Origin of the sequence: Silvanigrella sp., assembly GCF_044369315.1 — a bacterium.
Taxonomy (GTDB): Bacteria; Bdellovibrionota_B; Oligoflexia; order Silvanigrellales; family Silvanigrellaceae; genus Silvanigrella.
This window is the reverse complement of record NZ_JBIPMD010000335.1, coordinates 1-2,804: the sequence shown is the minus strand read 5'-3', so window position 1 is coordinate 2,804 and position 2,804 is coordinate 1. Positions and strand designations below refer to the sequence as shown.

3 protein-coding genes are annotated in these 2,804 nt (G+C 26.7%); 1 reads left to right on the top strand and 2 read right to left on the bottom strand.

Features of this window, described 5'->3' with window-relative positions; genetic code table 11:
* The coding region (locus ACIQ56_RS16430) for an IS3 family transposase (protein ID WP_397602118.1) at positions 1–115 on the top strand (115 nt) is incomplete at its 5' end.
* On the opposite strand, the gene ACIQ56_RS16425 is transcribed toward ACIQ56_RS16430, so the two are convergent.
* Together ACIQ56_RS16425 and ACIQ56_RS16420 are read right to left on the bottom strand one after the other, a co-directional pair.
* Positions 112–1,023, bottom strand: coding sequence for a hypothetical protein (locus ACIQ56_RS16425; protein ID WP_397602117.1), 912 nt, complete (start codon positions 1,021–1,023; stop codon positions 112–114). The two genes, ACIQ56_RS16430 and ACIQ56_RS16425, sit on opposite strands and share 4 nt — an antisense overlap.
* Positions 1,024–1,025: 2 nt before the next feature.
* Positions 1,026–2,804 (bottom strand): methyl-accepting chemotaxis protein (locus tag ACIQ56_RS16420; RefSeq protein ID WP_397602116.1); only part of this gene is annotated, 1,779 nt, incomplete at its 5' end.

The following is a 2,804-nucleotide window of genomic DNA, read 5'->3' as shown; positions in this document are numbered from 1 at the left end:
AGAAGCAAAATCTTCAGTCATAGAATATATAGAGGTGTTTTATAATCGAATTCGTGCTCATTCTGCCCTTGATTATCATGCACCTTTAGAATATGAAGAAAATTATGAAATTTAATAGTCCACTTTTTGGGGATCATACCATAATTGTAAATCATCCCTTCTAGTATGTTTTGCTTCAATGACTCCCTCTTCTCCTTTCATTAAACTTAGGGCTGCTTCATGTTGTTCTTTAACTAAATTAAAAGTATTAAGTATTTTTTCATTATGCATCAATTCTTTTTTGCCATTGTTTAATGAAGGATTATAATCTATGATAACATCTCCATTTTTATTAAGTAGTGTTATTTCTAGCGTCTTAATATTTTGTTTGTAAAAATTATCATATATTCTTGTGACTGTTGATTCTGCCCAACTAAAATTCGGATGTGTACTTATAATTCCAATGGGTTCACCTTTTGAATTATAAAAAAAAGTTGAAAATGCAGTAGAATAAATTTTTTCTTTATAAACACTTTCATTAATTTCGTCAAAATTCGCATCTTGAAAATTAACTAATGTAAAATCTTTTTTTGGATCCTCTAAATATTTCTTAGCGACTGTTTCTTTGAACCAATTGGTTTTAGAAAAATTTTGTTTATAAAGTATTTCGCTATTTATTTTTTTTCCATCGGGTCCTTCATCATTTACACTTAAAAGTCTGCCATTTAAATCACAAATTATAATTAAATTATAAATACCATAAAATTTAACAATTTGATTGAGGTAATTGATATATTCTCTTGAGTTTGTCGAAAAATTTTTAAAATGAAGAGAAAATGTTTTCACATCTCCATAACGTTCATAAAATTGGTCTTGAATGGAGTTTGAGAGATCTTCGGAGGCTAAAAACATTTTAGACTTTAATAACTTTTCTTGAGAATTAAAGTTACTTATTGCTAAAATTATTGAAACAATGGCTATTGTAACAACTCCAGACATGCTTAATAACAGTATTTTTAATTTTAAAGACATATTTTTAAACATATTTACGCCTCAATTCTTTTTAATATCTTCAAATCATTTCCATCAATAATTTCCATTAAACTTTTTGCCATAATTTCAAGTTCATTGCTTTGTTTTAATAATTCATATGCGGTTTGGGTTGTTTTTTCAGCAATAGTATTATTTTGATTCGTTACATGATCTAATTCATGCATCGCATTATTAATTTCATAAATTCCTTTGGCTTGTTCTTTAGCTGAGTTTGTTATTTCAAGAACTAAGGTATTAACTTCTTCGGAGTTTATTAAAATTTGTTCAAAAATAGCCACACACTCCTGGCTTACTTCTTCACCTTCTTTAATTGTATTTTTTGATTTTGCTAAAATTTGATCAATATTATTTTTTGTTTGATTTACTATGGATTGTACTTTGTGAATGCTATTTTCAAGCAAGGTTGAAATTTCATTTGAAGCACTTCCACTCATTTTTGCAAGGTTTCCTACTTCTTCTGCAACTACAGAAAAGCCACGGCCATGCTCACCGGCTCGAGCCGCTTCAACAGATGCGTTAAAAGACAATAATTTTGTTTGGAAAACAATTTCATTAATCACTTTTGTTTTATTTTCAATTTCGCTTATCACTTTAATTATGTTTGAAATATTTTTGTTGCTTTCTAAAACTTCTTCCATAATTTCTTGATTACTTTGTTTTATATTATTGATTGATCGAATCATATTATTTATTGTGTTTTTTCCTTCATTTACTTTCGATATATTTTCTTCTGATTTTTTTTGAGAATTGATAGCCATTTCAGAGCTTCGACTCATCATTGCATTAATTTCATTCACTGCTGTAACGGTCTCATGAAGAGAAGATGCTTGTTGGGTAGCAGATGAACTTAGCTTTTGACTTTCCGAAGTGGCTTCTTTTGATGTTTGAATTAAAATTTGATTTCCTTTTGATAAATTATTTGCAATATATTTTAATTTATTGGCTAAAAATGTTCCAAAATAAGAGCTAGCTCCAATTATTATTAAGAATAATATAAGAAATAAAACTAAAAAAATATTTCTAGATTGATTTGTTCTAGCATAAGCTTCGTCGCTATCAAAACGAACTAATAATTTCCAACCAATATCATCAACTATTTTTTTTCCAACTACATTTTTATAGGCATTTATTTGTTTTACTTTATATCTTGAATTTACAGATTCTAAGGTACCTTCTTCGCCTTTAGATAATTTTAAGGCTGCTGGTTGCCCTGACTTTATTAAATTATATTTATTTAATATTTTTTCATCATGAATTAATTTAGTTTTATATCCATTTTTTGATGGATTATAATCTAGTATAACATTATAATCTTTATCTAGCATTGAAACATGCAATGTTTTAATATTTGAATTTACGAAATTATCATATATTCTTGTTACCGTATTTTCAATCCAGTAAAAATTTGCATGATTACTTAATACTGCTATGGGCTCTCCTTTAGAATTATGAATGAAGGTAGAAAAAATAGTTGAATATGTTTTTTCTTTATAAACTTTTTCAATTAGCTCATTAAAATCTGGTTGTTGAATATTAACTTGAGTAAATCCTTTTGAAGCATCTTCTGAATATTTTTTTGCTAATGTTTCTTTAAACCATTTTGTTTGAGAAAAGTTCTCTTTATATAATATTTCACTATTTATTTTTTTTCCATCAGCATTTTCATCATTAGTGACTATTAATTTTCCATTTAAATCACAAACTAGGATTAAGTTATAAAAGCCATAAAATTTAACAAGTTTATTTAAATAGTTTACTTCTTCTTTTGAATA

Bases quoted from the DNA above. Each gene is read 5' to 3' on its own strand.
- ACIQ56_RS16425 (WP_397602117.1), bottom strand. From the start codon at position 1,023: ATGTTTAAAAATATGTCTTTAAAATTAAAAATACTGTTATTAAGCATG.